14 protein-coding genes are annotated in these 17,078 nt (G+C 75.8%); 7 read left to right on the top strand and 7 right to left on the bottom strand.

Annotated features, from left to right (window positions below; translation table 11 throughout):
* Nucleotides 1-1,751: S8 family serine peptidase (locus V9U69_RS18945; RefSeq protein WP_337063447.1), on the bottom strand; the 1,751-nt coding region annotated here is incomplete at its 3' end.
* A gap of 170 nt (nucleotides 1,752-1,921) precedes the next feature.
* On the opposite strand from V9U69_RS18945, the gene V9U69_RS18940 reads away from it, so the two are divergent.
* Nucleotides 1,922-2,254, top strand: coding sequence for a helix-turn-helix domain-containing protein (locus V9U69_RS18940; RefSeq protein WP_337063446.1), 333 nt, complete (start codon nucleotides 1,922-1,924; stop codon nucleotides 2,252-2,254).
* Nucleotides 2,244-3,536: a type II toxin-antitoxin system HipA family toxin gene (locus V9U69_RS18935; protein ID WP_337063445.1), complete on the top strand. Its 1,293-nt coding sequence runs from the start codon at nucleotides 2,244-2,246 to the stop codon at nucleotides 3,534-3,536. Before V9U69_RS18940 ends, V9U69_RS18935 begins: the two co-directional genes overlap by 11 nt.
* Before the next feature lie 24 nt (nucleotides 3,537-3,560).
* Here V9U69_RS18935 and V9U69_RS18930 read toward each other — a convergent pair whose 3' ends face one another.
* The gene (locus V9U69_RS18930; RefSeq protein WP_337063444.1) at nucleotides 3,561-5,069 is read right to left on the bottom strand and encodes an NlpC/P60 family protein; all 1,509 of its coding nucleotides are present in this window, start codon (nucleotides 5,067-5,069) and stop codon (nucleotides 3,561-3,563) included.
* A 91-nt stretch (nucleotides 5,070-5,160) separates the two neighbouring features.
* On the bottom strand, nucleotides 5,161-6,117 hold the full coding sequence (locus V9U69_RS18925; protein WP_337063443.1) for a cell wall-binding repeat-containing protein: 957 nt from the start codon (nucleotides 6,115-6,117) through the stop codon (nucleotides 5,161-5,163).
* Between the two features lie 159 nt (nucleotides 6,118-6,276).
* Here V9U69_RS18925 and V9U69_RS18920 point away from each other — a divergent pair, with 159 nt between their 5' ends.
* The gene (locus V9U69_RS18920) at nucleotides 6,277-6,597 is read left to right on the top strand and encodes a type II toxin-antitoxin system Phd/YefM family antitoxin (RefSeq protein ID WP_337063442.1); all 321 of its coding nucleotides are present in this window, start codon (nucleotides 6,277-6,279) and stop codon (nucleotides 6,595-6,597) included.
* Entirely contained in the window at nucleotides 6,594-6,998 is a 405-nt protein-coding gene (locus V9U69_RS18915) for a type II toxin-antitoxin system VapC family toxin (protein ID WP_337063441.1), read from the top strand. Before V9U69_RS18920 ends, V9U69_RS18915 begins: the two co-directional genes overlap by 4 nt.
* Before the next feature lie 37 nt (nucleotides 6,999-7,035).
* On the opposite strand, the gene V9U69_RS18910 is transcribed toward V9U69_RS18915, so the two are convergent.
* Nucleotides 7,036-8,196 carry a heparan-alpha-glucosaminide N-acetyltransferase domain-containing protein gene (locus V9U69_RS18910; protein ID WP_337063440.1) on the bottom strand — a complete coding sequence of 387 codons (1,161 nt, stop codon included), beginning with the start codon at nucleotides 8,194-8,196 and terminating at the stop codon, nucleotides 7,036-7,038.
* 59 nt (nucleotides 8,197-8,255) lie between these two features.
* Here V9U69_RS18910 and V9U69_RS18905 point away from each other — a divergent pair, with 59 nt between their 5' ends.
* A complete protein-coding gene (locus tag V9U69_RS18905) occupies nucleotides 8,256-9,293 on the top strand; it encodes a hypothetical protein (RefSeq protein ID WP_337063439.1) in 1,038 nt (345 codons plus the stop codon).
* 3 nt (nucleotides 9,294-9,296) lie between these two features.
* Here V9U69_RS18905 and V9U69_RS18900 read toward each other — a convergent pair whose 3' ends face one another.
* Nucleotides 9,297-10,796, bottom strand: a complete 1,500-nt coding sequence (locus V9U69_RS18900) for a DUF2079 domain-containing protein (RefSeq protein ID WP_337063438.1) — start codon at nucleotides 10,794-10,796, stop codon at nucleotides 9,297-9,299.
* A gap of 72 nt (nucleotides 10,797-10,868) precedes the next feature.
* On the opposite strand from V9U69_RS18900, the gene V9U69_RS18895 reads away from it, so the two are divergent.
* On the top strand, nucleotides 10,869-12,281 hold the full coding sequence (locus tag V9U69_RS18895; RefSeq protein ID WP_337063437.1) for a glycosyltransferase family 39 protein: 1,413 nt from the start codon (nucleotides 10,869-10,871) through the stop codon (nucleotides 12,279-12,281).
* Between the two features lie 46 nt (nucleotides 12,282-12,327).
* On the opposite strand, the gene V9U69_RS18890 is transcribed toward V9U69_RS18895, so the two are convergent.
* Nucleotides 12,328-13,977: a cell wall-binding repeat-containing protein gene (locus V9U69_RS18890; RefSeq protein WP_337063435.1), complete on the bottom strand. Its 1,650-nt coding sequence runs from the start codon at nucleotides 13,975-13,977 to the stop codon at nucleotides 12,328-12,330.
* A 207-nt stretch (nucleotides 13,978-14,184) separates the two neighbouring features.
* On the opposite strand from V9U69_RS18890, the gene V9U69_RS18885 reads away from it, so the two are divergent.
* Complete coding sequence (locus V9U69_RS18885) at nucleotides 14,185-15,333, top strand: hypothetical protein (protein WP_337063433.1); 1,149 nt, start codon at nucleotides 14,185-14,187, stop codon at nucleotides 15,331-15,333.
* Nucleotides 15,334-15,391: 58 nt separating this feature from the next.
* Here the strand turns inward: V9U69_RS18885 and V9U69_RS18880 are convergent, their stop codons facing one another.
* Nucleotides 15,392-16,423: a cell wall-binding repeat-containing protein gene (locus tag V9U69_RS18880; RefSeq protein WP_337063431.1), complete on the bottom strand. Its 1,032-nt coding sequence runs from the start codon at nucleotides 16,421-16,423 to the stop codon at nucleotides 15,392-15,394.
* Between the last annotated feature and the right edge of the window lie 655 nt (nucleotides 16,424-17,078).

The following is a 17,078-nucleotide window of genomic DNA, read 5'->3' as shown; positions in this document are numbered from 1 at the left end:
CCCTTGACCACCTGCGCGCCCGTGGCGGGCGAGAAGTAGATCGAGCCGTGCTCGAAGGGGGCGAACTCCCCGCCGCGCAGGACGACCTGGTCGCCGGTGGGGTACCCGAGCTCGGAGCGCGTGGCGCCGTGGCGCACGTACGCGTCGTGGACGGCCCCGCGGACGGTCGCGGGCCGCCCGGTCGGTCCGGTGTAGGTGACGGACCCGTCGCGGTGGACGACGGGTGCGGGGGTGGTGGTCCGGGTCGGCCGGGCCGTGGGCCTGCGCGTGGGTGCCGCGGTCGGGGTCGTCGGCTGCGCCGTGGGTTTCACGGTGGGGGCGGTCGTGGGGGCGGTGGTCGGCGCGGGGGCGGGAGCCGGCGGCGGCGCGGGCCTGCCGGTCGCCGTCGGCGTCGCGGTCGGCGTCGCGGTCGGCGCGGGGGTGGCGGTGACCGTCGGGGTGGCCGTGGGGACCGCCGTGGCGGTGGCCGTCGGGGTGGCCGTGGGGGCCGGGGACGCCGCCGGCAGCGGGAGGGGGGTCCCGGCGCGGGCGGCGGCCAGTTCGACCGCCCGGTCGGCGCGGACGAGACCGTGGCCGAAGTGGTCGTCGCGGCCCGCGGCGCCGAGGTCCTCGGCGGAGGCGACGAGGACCTCCTCGACCTGGTCGGGGGTGAGGGAGCCGGCGACGGCGACGACCGCGGCGGCGACGGCGGCGACGTGCGGGGCCGCCATCGAGGTGCCGCTCATGCCCGCGTACCCGGAGCCCCTGCTGTACGTGGAGACGACGCCCTCGCCGGGGGCGGCGAGGTCGATCTGCGCGCCGTGCTCGGAGAAGGCGGCGCGCTGGTCGGTCCGCGTGCTCGCCGACACCCCGATCACCCCGGGGTCGGCGGCCGGGTAGAGGACCGGGTTGCCCGCGGCGCCGGAGTTCCCGGCGGCGGCGACCACGACGACGCCCTCGGCGCGGGCGTACCGGACGGCCTCCTGCACGGCGACGCTGGGGCTGTCCGAGGAGAGGCTGAGGTTGACGACGTCGGCGCCGGCGTTGGCCGCGTGCGTGATGGCGTCGGCGACGGCGGCCGTGGTGCCGGTGCCGGAGTCCGGCAGGGCCTTCAGCGGCAGGATCCGGACGCCACCGGCCACGCCGTCGACACCGCCGTTGCCGACGGTGGCGGCGATGGTCCCGGCGACGTGGGTGCCGTGGCCGTTGCCGTCGGCGCGCTCGGTGCCGGGGTCGGCGGTGAAGTTCCGGCCGGGCAGGACGTTCGGCAGGTCGGGGTGCTCGGCGACACCGGTGTCGACGACGGCGACGGTGACTGCCCCGAGGGCACCGCCGAGCTGCGCGGCGGCCTGCGGGGCGCGCACGCGAGCGGGCCCCCACTGCAGGGGGGTGTGGTCGGTGAGCGCGAACGCCGCCGGGGCGGTGTCGGCGGTGCGCGCGGTCCCGGCGGGGCCGGCGGCGAGCACGCTGTCGAGGTCGTCGAGCAGGCCGATCACCCCGGCGGCGTCGGCGGCGTCGCCGGCGCTGACCGTCAGCGCGCGCGGGCCCTCGTCCGTCGCGATCGACACCTCGACGCGGGGGCCGGAGCCGGTCGTGAGCGCACCGAAGGCGGACTCCTGCGCCGCGTCCATCTCCGCCCGCACCGGCGCGGGCAGGGCGGCGAGGTCACCGGTGGCAGAGGCGGTCGCCGTGCCGGCACCGGTGCCGCTCAGCGCGAGGGAGAGCGCCACCGCGGTCAGGACGGCGCGGGGGGCGGGGCGTCGTCGCGTCACGGACCCGTCATCGGCACGGGGGGGCGGGACTTGAGCCCGCCGGGCGCAGCGGCGGGGTGATCCTGCTCACGGCGCTCGCCCGCGCCGCCGGGTCACGACCGCCCCAACACCCCACCCTTCACAAAGCGAAGCTCAAACCGGCAAGATGCTTTTTACGTAGCATCGTGTGCGTGAAGAGGACCAGGCCGCTCCTCCCGGCGACGACGCACGCCCTCACGGCCCTCGGCGCCCAGATCGCCGCGGCCCGCCGCGAGCACGGCTGGAGCGCCACGGACCTGGCCGGCCGCCTGGGCGTCACCCCGGCCCTGGTGGGTCGCATCGAGAGGGGCGCCCCCGGCACCGCTGTGGGCACCGTCCTGGAGGCGGCGGTCGTGTGCGGCGTCCCGCTGTTCTCGGTGGACGCCGAGGAACTGCCCGGCGTCGCCGAGCTGGCCCGGGCCCGGCTGGCGCTGCTGCCCCAGCGGGTGCACCGGCGCAGGATCGAGATCGACGATGACTTCTGAGGCATCCCCCGCCCGCGTGTACGTCTGGGTGTGGCTGCCGGGAGCCACGGACCCCGTCGTGGCCGGGGTGCTGCAGGACACCGGGGAGCAGGTGCACGGGCAAGCGGTGCTCGCGTTCCGCTATGCCGCCAGCTACCGGGCCCGCGCAGACGCGATCTCCCTGTTCAGCCGCGAACTGCCGCTGGACGGCGAGGTGCACGACCCCCGGGACGTGCCCCACCGCGCACCGTCCGCGCTGGCGGGGTGCCTGCGGGACGCGGCACCGGACGCGTGGGGTCGCCGCGTGGTCAACCTCCGGCTCGCCACGGACCCGGACGCGGACCTCTCCGAGACCGCCTACCTGATGGGCTCCGGCAGCGACCGGATCGGCGCCCTGGACTTCCAGGGGGCCCCGGACCGCTACGTCGCCCGCGACGGAGCGGCCACGCTCGATGAACTGCTGCACGTCGCCGCGCTCGTCGAGGAGGGGCGCGTGGTGCCGCCGTCGCTCGCGGCCGCCGCCCAGCACGGCACCTCGATCGGTGGCGCGCGGCCGAAGGCGCTGCTCGACGACTCCGGGCGCCACCTGATCGCGAAGTTCTCCTCCTCCACCGACACCCGGCCGGTGGTCAAGGCGGAGGGCCTCGCGATGCTGCTCGCCGCGAAGGTGGGGTTGTCGGTCCCGGCCGTCGAGGTGGTCCGGGCGGGGGGCGAGGACGTCCTGCTGGTCGAGCGCTTCGACCGGGACGCTGTTCCCGCGGAGGACGGGTCGGTCCTGCGCACCCGGCGGGCGATGGTCTCGATGCTGACGGTGCTCGGGGTCTCCGAGACGGGCTCACGCCACACCAGTTACGCGCAGCTCGCCGACGAGGTCCGCTCGGGCCCCTGGACAGACGTCCCCCGGACCCTGCGTGAACTCTTCACCCGCCTGGTGTTCAACGTCTTCACCGGCAACAACGACGACCACCTGCGCAACCACGCGGCGTTCTGGGACGGCACCCGGCTGACGCTCACCCCGGCGTACGACCTCGCACCCCAGCCGCGCTCCACGGGAACCTCGACGCAGGCCATCGGCATCACTCGTGACGGGCGCCGGTCGAGCCAGCTCCACCTCTGCCGGGAGGTCGCAACGGACTTCCTGCTCACCGCGCGGGAGGCCGACGAGATCGTCGAGCGGGTGCGGGCGGCGATCCACGACCACTGGGACGAGACCTGCGACGAGGCCCGACTGACCGACGGCGAGCGCCGGCTGCTCTGGGGCCGGGAGTTCTGCAACCCCTACATCGAGTACGACACCCCGTGACGAGGACGGTCCGCCCGCCGGCGCTCAGCCGAACGGGCGCACCACCGTCGGGGCCAGGGTTTCCGCGCCGCGCTTCCTCGTGATGTCCACCACGCGCACGACGCCGCGCTGGTTGGGCGACTCGATCATCTTCCCACCGCCGAGGGCGATGGCGACGTGCACGATCCGGCCGGTCGAGTCGGAGGTGTAGAACACGAGGTCGCCGCGCTGCACCTGCGCGGTCGGCAGGTGCCGCAGGCCGGTGTGCGCGTACAGCTCCGCGGAGGTGCGGTAGTCGGCGAGCGGGTGCTTGTCCACGGTGACGGGTCGCGGCGACAACCCCGCGGCGAGCATGGACTGCAGGACGAGCCCGGAGCAGTCGGTGCCGTAGCCGACGGGCCCGGCGCCGCCCCACACGTACTCGGTGCCGAGGTACCGGTGGGCGACCTCGATCATCTTCTCGGCGCGCTGGGCGGCGACGGCGTTCGGGGCGACCTCGATCGGGTGCTGCCAGCCGTCCATGCAGAAGTCCTCGGTGATGCCGAGGCGTTCCCACGTGGTGCGGTCGACGACGCCGGTGACGGGCAGGCGCGCGGAACGCTGGAAGTCGCGGATCGCGGTGGTGGTGGCGCCCTTGTTCCACTCGACCTCGGTGGCGGGCAGGCCGAGGCGGCGCTGCACGAGCTTGACGCGGGAACCGTTGTAGCCGACGCCGATCGGCCGGCACGACGGGACGGCCGGGTGCCAGGACGTGGGCCGCAGCCACGGGCCGGTGTCGTGGGTGATCGTGACCTCGGTGGCGCCGGTGGTGGCGTTCCACGTGACGTGCCCGCGCTGGAAGTCGCTGCGCCTGCCGCCGGGCACGTCGTGCTCGTCGGTGACGGGGTAGCCGAGGGCGCCAGACTCCCAGCCGCGCTGCCCCCACGCGCCCTGGATGGCGCCGCGCACGACCTTCGCGCCGATGCCCTCGACCCAGTAGGCGGTGCCGCCCTGGAAGGTCTGCATCCGCCCGCCGTCGGTGGCGAGCGCCACCTCACCGGTGACGGGGAAACCGAGGGGCCCGTTCTCCCAGCCCTGCGCGGCGTACAGGCCGCCGAACGCTCCGCGCACCTCGTGCGCGCCGAGCGCGGGCGTCCACAGCACCAGCCCGCCCTCGAACCGCTGGACGCGCCCGCCGTCGCGGACGGCGAACTCCGCGCTGGTGGGGAACCCGAGGGGGCCGTTCTCCCAGCCGGTGCGGGCCCACTCCTCGCGGATCGCCCCGAGCACGGGGTGCGCGCCCGTCCGGGCGGACCAGTAGAAGGTGGCGCCCTGGAACACCTGGGCCCGCCCGCCGCGGCCGACGCCGAACTCGCCGCTCACGCACGCGCCGGCGACGGAGTTCTCGGCGCCCATCGCCCGCCACCGGGTGCCGATGTCGCCGGCGGGGGTGCAGGTCGCGGCGTGCGCGGGGGTGGACAGGCCGGTGCTCGCGGGGGCGACCGTTCCGAGCAGGCTCACGCAGAGCGCACCCGCCACCGCCAGCGCGGTGCGGGTGGTCCACCGTCGGGTCACGATCCGTCCTCCTCTTGCCGGCTCCACCGGCGATCACCGGGAAACCGGGGCTCCGCTCCCCCATCGGCGAGGGCAGCCCGGACCCGAGCGTTCAGGAGGGGCGCGCTGCGCCCACGTAGAACCGGTCGGTGGTGCCGCGGCGGTCCAGCTCGGCCTGCGTCGCCTGCGGAGTGCTGCCGGCACCGGTGAGCAGCAACGGGGCGGCGGTGTTCGCGGCGAACGGCCCGGCGGCGAGCGCGTCGGGGTAGTTGTCGCCCACGGCGAGGACGGCGGCGGCGCTGTCCGGGAAGAAGCGCTGCCCGACGGCGACAGCGGTGCCGTAGCGGTCGGCACCCTCCAGCCGCTCGAACGTCGCGTCCTGGTGGCCGAGGGCGCGGATCTGGTCGAGCACCGCGTCGGAGATCGCGCTCTGCCCGCCGAGGACGATGATCCGGCTCGGGTTCAGCGGCCGGAAGGTCTCGTCCGCGAGGGCGTAGCGGACCGGTTCCGGCAGGGAGGTGCGGCCGACGAGGACGATGGGCGCCCCCTGGCTGCCGGCGGCAGCGGCCCCGGACAGCGCGTCGGGGTAGTTCTCGCCGGTGGCGAGGAAGATCGTGTCCGGCTGGTCGAAGAGGACCCGGGCCGCCGTGACGGACGTGTCGTAGCGGTCGTCGCCGTCCACGCGGAGCACGAAGTAGCCGAGGCGCTCCAGTTCCGTCTCGACGGCGGTGCTGACGGAGGCCGTCCCGCCGATCAGGTAGATCGAGCTCGCGCCCAGCCGCTCCAGCTCGTCGAGGGTGGCCTGCGGGACCTCGTAGCGGCCGGTGAGCAGCACCCGGCTCTGGTCGCCCGCCGCGGCGGCACCGGCGGCGAGGGCGTCGGGGAAGTTCTCCCCCGTCGCCAGGTACACGGCGGCGTACGGGCTGCCCTCGAACTGCGCGGAGACGGCCGCGGCCGTGCCGTAGCGGTCCTGGCCGAAGATCCGTTCGTCGGCGGCCTGCGCCGGGACGGCCGTGGCCACCCCGAGGGCGGCGGTGAGGGCGAGGGTGAGCAGGGCCGGGCGGCGCATGGGGATCTCCTGGGTGGTCGCGGTGCCCGGTCAGTGTGGCAGCGGGCGGGGCGGCGCACGGGGGAACGGCTCAGGTGGGGCGTCAGGAGCACGGACAGGTCCCCAGGAGTGCAGCACGGCGGAGGGCAGACCGTAGCAGGCCTTGCTACGCTTCTCGGCGTGAAGACCGTACCCGTGCGAGACGTGCGCAACCACTACGCGCAGATCATGCGCGAAGTGCAGGACGGCGAGACCTTCACCGTGACCAGCGAGGGGCGTCCCATCGCCACCATCAGCCCCTACACCCCACCGCAGCCGACCGGCCCGCAGACCTGGGTGCCCGTCGGGCAGGTCATCGGCGCCCTGTCCCACCTGCGCCCCGGCCTCGCCGACCGCCTCCGCGCCGACCTCGACGAGCACCTCGACGACGACGTCGTCGACCCCTTCGAACGGCACCGGCAGGTGGACGCCGCAGGCGTGCCGGGTGAACGCACCCCGTGACGAACCTGCTCCTGGACACCAACGCCGTCATCACCCTGGCGCAGGCACCCCCCGGCACCTCCTTCCCCGGCCTCCGCGACGGCGACGCGGCCGCGATCTCGATCGTGACCGAGATGGAGGTGCGCGGGGGGCTGGCGGCGAACCCCGCCGACGACGAGCGCCAGCAGACGTTGTCGTTCCTGACGGGCCACTACGTCCCGCTCCCCGTCGACGCCCGGGTCGCCTTCCACTACCACCGGGTCGCGACCGCCACCGTCGTCCAGGGGCAGGAACCCCGCAAGCGGTTCGCCGACCTCGTGATCGCTGCGACGGCGCTGGCCCACGGGGCGACCCTGGTCACCGACGACCAGGCTCTGGCGCGGGCGGTGAGCGGTCTGCTGCCCGTGCGTCCCCTCACCTGAGGGAGCGGTACCACGACGGCACCGCCCGCACCGGCGGTCAGGGCCGCAGGTAGATCCGCCGGTGGTGCAGCACCGCGGCCAGCGCCGTCCAGGCGAGGACCGCCAGGACGGTGAAGCTCACCTGCTCGTGCCCGCCCACGGCGACCGCACCGGCGATGCGCTGGGCGAGGGTGGTGCCGTCGGCGTCGGCGTGCTGGACGAGCAGCGACATGACGACGTGGGAGCCGAAGTAGACGAGCAGGCTGTTGCGCCCGAGCGCCTCCAGCGGCCAGGCGGCGCGGCGCAGCGCGGTGGGGGTGCGGGTGGAGTCCAGCAGCAGGTGCCCGGCCAGAAGGGCGGCGCCGGTGCCGGCGGTGACGGTGAGCGCGAACGGCGCCGTCCACAGCCGCTTCATCGCGGGCACGTCCACCCCGGCGATCAGGCCGGGGACGGTGGCGGCCAGCCAGGCGAGGGCGGCGAACGCGGCGCAGGCCGCGAGGACGGGTCCGGTGGCGTGGCGAGGGCCGCCGCGGGCGCGGGCGGCGAGCAGGAGGTGCCCGACGGTGGCTCCGGCGGCGGCGGACACGCACGCGCCCAGGGTCGCCACGAGCCCTTCGGGGTCGTGACCGGCGGCGCCCTGCCAGTAGACGTGGGCGGCGCCGAAGGCGGCGACGTCGGCGGCGCCGGAGGGGTTGCACTCGCGCGTCAGCTCACCGCCGGGGCAGGTGGTGCCGTACGCGGCGAGCACCGCGGTGTGGGCGGCCGCCAGGACGACGGTGGCGACGAACCAGCCGCGGGCGGTGCGGGTGACGAGGTGCCCGAGGGCGATGACGACGACGACCCCGGCGTACAGCTGCAGCACGCCGGTGTACCGCCAGGTGGCCGGTTCCCAGGACGCCAGGACGATCGCGTTGTAGAGCAGCCCGACGGCGACGAGCACGAGGACGCGGCGGGCGAGGCCGCGCACGTCGGTGCGCCGGTGCATCGCGAAGCCGAGACCGCAGCCGGTGAGGGCCACGAACACGGGGAACACGAGGTCGAGGCCGTTCACCCCGGCCCACTCGGCGTGGTCGAACCAGGCGGGGGTGAGCAGCAGGGAGTTCACGGAGACGCTGACGACGAGCATCAGCCCGCGCACCACGTCCAGGCTGGTGACCCGCCGCTGCGGTCCCGCGGGGCGCTGCGCCGTGGGCGCGCTCTGCTGGGCCGGTCCGCTCACCCGGCCACTGTGCCAGCCTGCGCGGACGGCCGGGTCACGCACGGTGACATGATGCCGAGGTGCCGCGGAGAGCGATCGCCCTGGGGGCTGCCGCCGCGCTCCTCGCGGTGGCCCCGGCCGGTTGCACCCGCACCGCGACGGAGGCGTCGCCGGGGCCGGTGCGGACGGTGGACGGCGGCGCGCTGGACCTCGTGGTCGCGCCCCACCCGGACGACGAGCTGGAGGCGTGGTCGCTGCTCGCGGAGGAGCCGGGCGCCTACACCGTCTTCGTGACGCTGACGCTGGGTGAGGCGACCGCGAACTGCGACCCCGTGGAGGTGGAGCGCACCACCCAGACCGCGTGGGGGGAGATCGCCCCCGCTTCCCCGCCGCAGGGCCCGGGCACGGACTCGTGCAAGGAGGCGCGCACGGCGAGCTGGAACGCGTTCCTGGACGCGGCCGCGGAGACGGACCCGCACCTGCCGGTGCTGGCCGGGGTGCCGGCGGAGCCGCTGGAGCTGGCCGGGCACCCCGCGCGGGTGTGGGTGGCGGACGGCGGGGCGCGCGTCGCCGTGGACGGCGGCGACGGGGAGCTGACGGCGGACGGGATCGCCGAGGTCGTCCGGGCGGTCCTGGCGCTGCGCGGCGGGCGGTTGCCGGACCTGCCGCTGCGGCGGGTGGTCGGCGCCTCGTACGCGAACGACGCCCCGGACGCCGGGGTGAACCGCGCCGCCGACGGCACCTGCACCGACCGCCCGTGCGAGGGCGATCCCCGCTACGCCGAGTACGAGCACCCGGACCACTGGGCGGTGCGCGAGGCGCTGCTGACCCGCGACGTCGGCGCGCAGCGGGGCACCTGCGTGGCCACCTGGCCGAGCGATCCCGCCGCCACCCGCACCGCGTCGGTCCCGGTGGCGACGTACGAGGCGCTGACCGGGCTCGGGGAGCGCGTGGACCCGGACGACCCGCAGTCCCTCGCGCGGGAGGGGTCGTTCCAGCGCGCCTACGGCTGGCTGGCGTTCCCGGAGACGTACTGGCCGCAGACGGAGCTGCCGGTGCCGGACGCGGAGGGGAACCCGTTGATCATGGCCCGGGTGCAGACGTTCGCCTGCCGCTGAGGGTCAGCAGCCGGTCCGCCACACCGGCGGCGGCAGCGGCGGGTTCCCGCCGGGTTCGGGCAGCCACACGGGGCCTTCGCACGGCATCCGCACGGCGGCGGCGGTGCCGTGCTGCACCACGGGCAGCCCGGCGGCGCGCGCCTCGGCGAGGAAGGCGGTCTTGGCGGCGCTGGAACCGCTGGCGCCGTCGATGCGGGTGTCCACCACCACCCACTCGGCCCGGACGGGTTCGAGGTTGGACAGGACCCGCACGGTGTGGCGGGCGACGAGGTAGGGCCCGGCGCCGTTGCCGGCGGCGACGAGGGACCCGGCGGGCAGGTCGGCGGACAGGGCCGCGAGGTCCTGCGCGGCGGCGGAGGGCCGCCAGGTGCCGGGGTCGAGGGGGTCGGCGACGTAGTTGGCGTCCCGGTACGTGACGGCGCTGGTGGTCAGGGCCGCGACGGTGACCGCGGCGAGCAGCACCACGGGGACCCGCCCGGTGCTGGGGCGGGTGGTGCGGCGCAGCACGTCCACGAGGGCGAGCGCCACGACGGGCATGAGCACCGCGTCGTAGTGGTAGCCGGTGGACCAGTAGCTGTCGTGGTCGGAGGCCAGCCGCCAGGCGAGCGTGGGGGCGGCGACGAGGGCCAGCGGTGAGCGCACCCACACGAACCCGCCGGCGGCCAGGACGGTGAGCACCAGCAGGACGCGGGGGGCACCGTCGGCCGCCCACGTGAACGGGTCGGCGGCGGCGGTCTCCGCGGCGAAGCGCAGCGAGAACAGCGGCACCTGGCCGTCGGGGTTGCTGTACCGGATGACGGCGAACGCGAGCACGGTCCCGGCGAGGGCCAGCAGCACCGTCACCACGGCCCGCACGCGCACCCGCCGGCGGCCCGGGCCGCGGGCGAGGAGGAACGCGACGGCGGCGACGGCGACGACCGTGGGTCCCTGGTCCTCCTTGACGAGCAGCAGCGGCAGCGACCACCCCGTCGCGGCGGTCAGCCGGCGCTCGGCGAGCGCGGAGCAGGACAGGGCGAGCAGGGGGACGGCGAAGCACACCTCGTGCACGTCGAGGCGGGTGAGGCTGAGCAAGCCGTAGGAGGTGGTGAACAGGAGCGTGACGACGACGGCGGCGCGGGTGTCGAGGTGGCGGCGGGCGGTGGCGTGCACGACGGCGCAGGCCACCGCCACGGCCAGCGCCTGGACGACGATGAGGGAGCGCGGGTCGGGCCAGAGCCGCCAGGCGGCGCCGAAGAGGACGGTGACGGGGCTGAAGTGCTCCCCCAGCAGCATCAGGCCGCGGATGTCGCTGTGCGGGAGGTTCCCGGCGGCCCAGGACCGGGCGGCCTGCGCGAAGACGCCGAGGTCGTAGGCGCCGGAGCGGCCGGCGTTCCAGCGGGCCAGCCCCAGCCAGGCGTGCAGGGCGAACGCGAGGACCCCGGCGAGGAGGGGCCCGGCCGGGGTGCGGCGCCGGGCGCGGGCCGGGGCTGCGGGGGGCGTGACGGACGGCGCGGTGCTGCTCATCGTGGCCGTCAACCTACCGGCGGTGAGTCGCTCGGGGCGGTGGCCGCGGGGGCGGTCTAGCGTGTCGGAACTGTGCCGACCGCTCCCGCCGTCTCCCGTTCCCGCGCTGGCCGGGTGGTGGCGCTGCTCGCCGTGCTGGTGGTGGCGGTGTTCGCGTTCTGCTGGCGGCTGGGGGTGGAGACGTCCAGCGGGGACGAGCTGGTGTACCGGGACACGGCGGCCGCCTACCTGCGCGGGGACTTCACCCGGAACCTGGAGCACCCGCCGCTGGCGAAGCTGCTGATCGCCGCCGGTCACGCCGCCGGTGGCGGTTCCCTGGTGGCGGACCGGGTGGTGCCGGCGCTGTGCGGGGTGCTGACGGCGGTGGTGCTGTTCGCGGTGGCGCGCCGGTGCGCGGGGTTCCGGGCGGGGGTGCTGGCGGCGCTGCTGTGGTCGGTGCTGCCGCTGGCGCCGGGTGTGGTGCCCGCCCACCTGGTGCGGCGGGCGACGCTGGAGGCGCCGCTGCTGCTGTTCTCGGCGTGCGCGGTGCTGGCGGCGCAACGGGTGGCGCAGCGCCCGACTCCGGCGCGGTGGGCGTTGCTGGGTACGGCGGTGGGGGCGGCGACGGCGTCGAAGCTGACGGGCGCGGTGACGGCGGTGGTGGTGCTGGCGCTGTTGTGGGAGGAGCGGCGGCGGTGGCGGCCCGCGCTGGCGGGGGCGGTGCTGGCGGGTGCGGTGTCGGTGGTGGTGTTCCTGGCGGCGTACCTGCCGTTCGGGGCGGACGCGCCGTCGGCGGTGCGCACGGTGGTGCAGTGGCAGCTGGACCACGCGGACCGGGGCGCGGTGCAGTCGGTGGCGGGTGAGCAGTACCGGTTCCCGCCGTGGTGGTCGCCGTGGTGGTTCCAGGCGGAGTACCTGACGTGGCCGGGGCTGGTGGCGTTGTGGGGCACGGCCCTGGTGGGGGCGGTGCTGACGTGGTGGCGGGCGGCGGTGCGGCCGCTGGTGCTGCTGCTGGTGGCGTTCACCGCGGCGGTGGCGCTGAGCCCGCTGAAGCTGCCGCAGTACCACGACGTGCTGGTTCCGCCGCTGTGCGCGCTGGCCGCGGTGGGGTTCACGCGGCTGCTGCAGCGCCGCGGGGTGGCGGGGGCGGTGGTGGCGTCGCTGGCCGCCGCACCGCTGGTGGTGGTGGCGGCCGGGCACCTCGCGGACGTGGCGACGACGCGACCGGCGGACTACCGGCTGGCCGCGGACCTGCTGCGCGAGCGGGGCCTGGCGGGGCCGGGGGACGCGGTGGTGGTGTGGGGGGACGCCGAGGCGCTGCGCCGGTTGCTGCCGGGGTCGGGGATCGTGACGGGGACGGACGTGGACTGCTCGGCGGCGGCGCTCGTGGTGGACCCCACGGTGGCGGACCGGATGGCGGGGGCGGACGTTGCCGCGTGGGTGGCCGCGTGCGGGGCGGGCACGGTGGTGCGGGCGGACCGCCTGGCCGTGCACCTGCTGCCCTGACCGGCCGGCCCGCCGCACCGGTGGCGCGGCGGACCGGTGGGGCGGGTCAGCTGCCGAAGCGGGGCAGTCCGGGGCAGTGCCACCCGGCGTACTCGTCGGGCACGTCGCCGGGGGTGAGGAGTTCCGCGGAGGTGGCGCCGCTGCTGACCCAGGCGCCGTCCTGGGCGATGTAGTTCTCCGCGGTGCCGAGGAGCTGGTCGCCGCTGGTGTCGGCCCAGTCGGTAGTGCGGATGGTGATGTTGCCGGGTTCCTCGCAGGTGATGCCCTGGTTCAGGGCGTAGGAGGCGTCGACGAACCACTCCTCGCTGCCGTCGGGGCCGACCGATGCCCGCAGGGCGCCGTCGCGCCAGGTGAGCACCGCGTTCTGCTCGGCGTGGGCGCCGACGCCGGTGAGGACGACGAGCTCGGCGCCGGGGCGGTCGTCCAGGGCGGTGGCACCCACCCAGTTCGCGGTGGGCGGGTACTCGCCGTCGGGGACGTCGAGGGTGGTGACGTCCCCGCGGACCCGCACCCGCACCTGACGGGTGGGGGCGTCCTGCGCGCCGGCGAGGGCGACGTCGTCGGTGGTGCCGTCGCCGTCGACGTCGGTGGAGGCGACGCGGGTGCAGGCGGCGGTGGCGTCCCAGCACACCAGGTCGGCGGCGGCCGCCCCGACGAACGTGGTGCGGTCGCTGCCGGCGGCGAGCCAGGCGCGCACGAGGTCGGTGCCGGCGCCGCCGGAACCGGTGAGCAGGGTGGCGCGGCCGAGGGGTGCGGCGGCGAGCGCGTCGACGAGGTGGTTCGCCTCGCCGCTGGTGACGAGCACGTCGGTGCGGCTGACGCCGCGGTTCACCGCGGCGGTGGCGACCGCGTTGGCGGTGGTCCACCGGCTGTCCCCCCGCACGCGGGTGGCGGCGGGGAACTGGGCGGCGACGGCGTCGTCGACGGCGGCGGTGCCCCCGACGACGGTGGTGGAGGTGACCCCGGCGTCGCGCAACTGCCCGGCGGTGGCCTGCGCGTCGCCGGTGGTGGGGGCGAGGACGAGGGGTTCAGCGAGGCGGGCGGCGGGGCCGCCGGCGGCGAGGGCGTCGACGAGGTGGCCGTCCTCACCGGAGGCCACCCAGGCGTGCTCGGCGCCGGGCTGCAGGGCGGCGACGGCGCGGGAGGTGGCGTAGCGGTCGGCGCCCTGAACGCGGCCGACGTCGGTGACGCCGGCGGCGGCGAGCTGGGTCTCCACGGCGGGGGCGACGGCGGCGTTCCCGCCGACGACGAGGACGGTGCGGATGCCCTGGGTGCGCAGGTGCTCGGCGACGGCCGCGGGCAGCGCGTCGCGGGCGGTGAGCAGCACCGGGGCGGCGAGGCGCCGGGCGAGGGGCGCGGCGGTGAGGGCGTCGACGAGGTGGGCGTCCTCCCCGTTGACGAGGACGGCGACGTCGGCGTCGGGGAAACCGGTGCGGGCGGCCTCGACGGCGGTGGCCCACCGGTCGGCGCCGCGCAGTTCGACGGTGCCGTTGCCGGCGTCCGCGCCGGGGTAGGTGCGCCCGCACCCGGGGTGCTCGACGGGCAGGCCGGGCGGGCAGGTGGCGGTGAGGGTCTCGGCCGGTGCGGCCGCCGACGGCGCGGGGTTCACGCCGAGGACGAGGGCGGCCACGGCGGTGGTGGTGGCGAGGCCGCCCAGCAGGAGGGTGGTGGCGCGGGGAGCGGTGCGGTGGGGCACGGTGGTCCGTCCGACGCGGGGACAGGGGCAGCCGCACCCCGTCGGGACGCGGCGGCACCACACTGGCACGTCATGCACCGGGTTTTCGGCCGTTCGGTGAGGTTCGGTCCTCGGGTGGCCGGCGTTCGGGTCGGGGTCACCGGGAACCCGCTGCGCACCGACCTGGCGGGTGCTGTGATGGGGGCCCGCAGATCCGAGGGGGCCGTGGTGGGACGACGCACGACGCTGGGGGCCGCGGCGACGGCGGGTGCGCTGCTGCTCGGTCTGGGCGGGGCGCAGGCCGCCACCCCGGACGGGCCGCTGCTGGCCTTCACGGGGTACCTGCCCGGGGCGCACGAGATGAGCCTGCTGACGGTGGACACCGTCACCGGCGCCCAGCACGAGGTCGCGGCGGAACCCGCGCAGGACGTGTCGTGGTCCCCGGACGGCACCCGCCTCGCGTGGATCGGCTACGGCGCGGGCCCGGACGGTGCGGAGGTCTCGCGGGCCGTTGTCGCCGGTACGGACGGTACGGGGCGGCGGGAACTGGGTTCCGCGGGCGGCTGGCGGTCCCTGGACTGGGGCGCGGACGGGACGCTCGCGTGGTTGCGCGCCCCCGCGGACGCGGCGGTGTGCGAGGACCCCGCCCGCCTGGCGCGGCTGGACGTCGTCCTTCGCGCCGCCGACGGGACCGAACGCGTCCTGACCACCGCGGCCGCGACCGCGTTCGACCTGCGGTTCTCCCCCGACGCGAGCCGGCTGGTGTGGCGGGAGAGGGGGGACGACCCGTGCAGGGGCGTCGACTCGCAGGTGCGGATCGCCGACGTCGCGACCGGTTCGGTGGTGCAGGTCAGCGGTGAGGCGCAGCGCGGCGGGTTCGCGTCGTTCACCCCGGACGGCTCCACGATCGTCCTGGCCAAGTCCGACGGCGTCGGTGCCGACCTGGTGCTGGTGGACGTCGCGACCGCGACCTCCCGCCGGCTCGTCACCCCCGGCATCGTCGAGAGCCACCCCGCGGTCTCCCCCGACGGCTCCACCCTCGCCGTACTGCGCCAGGAACAGGGCGCGGAGGCGACGGTGGCGTTGCTGGACCTGGACGGGACGTTCCGGCGCGACGTCGCGCCCGCCCCCGACCTCACCGAGGCGCTGGCGTGGTCACCGCGCGGGGATTCGCTCCTCGTGTCCGGTTCCCGCTCCTACCCCGCCTGCCCGGGGTGCGACTACGGAACCGTCGACCCCGCGGTGTGGCGGGTCGGGCTGGACGGGACGCAGACGGTGCTCAGCGAGGACGGGGTGCTCGGTTCCACGGAACTCGTGGTCGCGCCGTGGTTCCCAGAAACGCCGGTGGTGCAGCGGAGGACGCGAGCAGTGCGGTGAGACGGGTGGTGAACCGGCGCCGGGGGCGGCACGTACCTCGGCGCCGGCGGCCGTCCGTTCAGGGACCGACGGAGATCGTGCGCACCGGCGGGTAGGCGTCGAAGTAGTTCTCCGCGACCTCGACCCCCAGGTCACCCATGCCTGCCAGGAGGGTGGCCCGGCCGAGGGGTGCGGCGGCCAGGGTGTCGACGAGGTGGCGGTCTTCGCCGTTGCCGAAGACGACGTCGTCGGTGCGCACGCCGTGCTCGCCGGCCGCGGAGGCGACGGCCGAGGCGGTCCAGTACCGGTCGGTGCCGGAGGCGCGCACCGGCTGCGGGAGCTGGCGCAGCACCGCCTCGGACACGGCGCTCTCCCCACCGGCAACGGTGGTCGACGTAGTGCCGGCGGCGCGCAGCGCACTGACGACGGCACTGGGGTCACCGTGGCCGGGGACGAGGAGCAGCGGTTCGCCTGCGCCGGCAGCCGGGCCGGCGGCGGCGAGGGCGTCGACGAGGTGCCCATCGTCGCCGGAGGCGATCCAGGCGTGGTCACCGCGCGGCATCAGCGCCGCCACCCGCAGAGAGGTCTGCCAGCGATCCGCGCCGGAGACGCGCCCGACGCTGCCGATACCCGCCTCACCGAGCTGGGACTGGACGGCCGCCGAGACGGCACCGGTGCCGCCGACGATCAGCACGGACTGGATGCCCTGATCCCGCAGGTACTGCTGCGTGGGGGTGGGCAGGTCACCGGCGGCGGTGAGCAGGACCGGTGCGGCCAGGGTCCGGGCGAGGGGGCCGGCGCTGAGGGCGTCGACGAGGTGGCGGTCCTCGCCGTTGACGAGGACCGCCACGTCGGCCTCGGGGAAGCCGTAGCGGGCGACCTCCACGGCGGTGCTCCAGCGGTCCTGGCCTACCAGCCAGGTGTCCTCGGTGTCGGTGGGCAGCGGCGCACCGGGGTAGGTGGTGCCGGCGGCACAACCGGAGTGCTGGATCGGCAGCGCCGGCAAGCAGGTGGCGGTGAGGGTTTCGGTGTCCGCAGCGGCGGCTGGGGTGGCGGTCAACAAGCTCGCGCCAGCGGCGAGGGCGGCGGCGAGCAGGACGGGAGTGCGCACGGATTCCTCCAAGGCCGCCTACGTGGGCACCGCGACGGCCGGGGGCGACGGAACAGGGAAGCGACGGGACGAAGTCTCCACCGCTTCCATGAACTGTGACACTTCGGCGCGCTGGGCACCTGCGTAACGGGTCAACTGGACCCCTCCGAGACGGTGCCCACCCGAACGCCGGCCAGACGGGTGATCCGCTCCCAGCACTGCTGATACGGCGCAGCTCGCCGCACCACTTCGTCAAGGCAACGCGGCACATGGACGCCGGACCCCGGATTACGCCCGGGAACGGATGGATCCATCGACCTCGGACTCAGTACCAACCCGGCACTATCAAACCAGGGCGTTCAGAACCACAGACCCCCGCAACTGATCACTCAACCTGACCTGAGCGCCGCTGACCGTCCATCTGCACCCCGTGCTCACACTCCTGCACCGCAACCTCGCAGACGGGATCCCGGCGCTCACGAAAGAACCCATGAGGGAGCACCTGGATCGGACAAAGCAGAGGGGCCGGCACCACTCAAGGCGCCGGCCCCTCTGTTTCCTTCAGCTGTGACTCAAGGAGTCATAGCTGAGGAAGTGCGGTGCATCCGCACAAGATGTTCATGTCACTGCAGCGGGTCCAGCGGGAACGCGTCGGTGTCGTCGTTCGTGCCGTCAC

This window comes from Kineococcus sp. G2 (assembly GCF_037154035.1).
Classification (GTDB): Bacteria; Actinomycetota; Actinomycetes; order Actinomycetales; family Kineococcaceae; genus Kineococcus.
This window is presented reverse-complemented; position numbering and strand designations above follow the sequence as displayed.